Source organism: Streptomyces sp. AC627_RSS907 (genome assembly GCF_019049165.1).
Window position 1 is genome coordinate 1 of record NZ_JAGMUE010000661.1, and the last position, 548, is coordinate 548.

1 protein-coding gene is annotated in these 548 nt (G+C 71.7%); it reads right to left on the reverse strand.

The genetic code is table 11. The annotated features are described in order from the left end of the window. The coding region (locus KUM32_RS37660) for a pyridoxal-phosphate dependent enzyme (RefSeq protein ID WP_217146332.1) at nt 1–548 on the reverse strand (548 nt) is incomplete at both ends.

Genomic DNA, 548 nt, shown 5'->3' on the forward strand with positions numbered 1-548 from the left:
CACCAGCGACGGCAGGCCGCCTTCCTTGCCGCGCAGCACGTCACCGACGCGCACGGCGGGCCCGGCCTCCTCCAGGAAACCGTAGTCCGCCATCCATTCGTCATTGAAGATCTTCGAGAGGTACCCGCGCCCGCTGTCCGGCAGCAGCACGACCACCACGTCGTCCGGGCCGAGGCGCTCGGCGACGCGCAGGGCGGCCACGACCGCCATCCCGCAGGAGCCGCCGACGAGCAGGCCCTCCTCCTTGGCGAGGCGGCGGGTCATCTGGAAGGCGTCCTTGTCGGAGACCGGCACGATCTCGTCCGCGACGGTCCGGTCGTACGCGCTCGGCCAGAAGTCCTCGCCGACGCCCTCGATCAGATACGGGCGGCCCGAGCCGCCGGAGTACACCGAGCCCTCCGGGTCGGCGCCGATCACCTTGACCCGGCCGTCGCTGACGTCCTTGAGGTACCGGCCGGTGCCGCTGATCGTGCCGCCGGTGCCGACGCCCGCGACGAAGTGCGTGATCCGCTCATCGGTCTGCTGCCACAGCTCGGGCCCGGTGGACT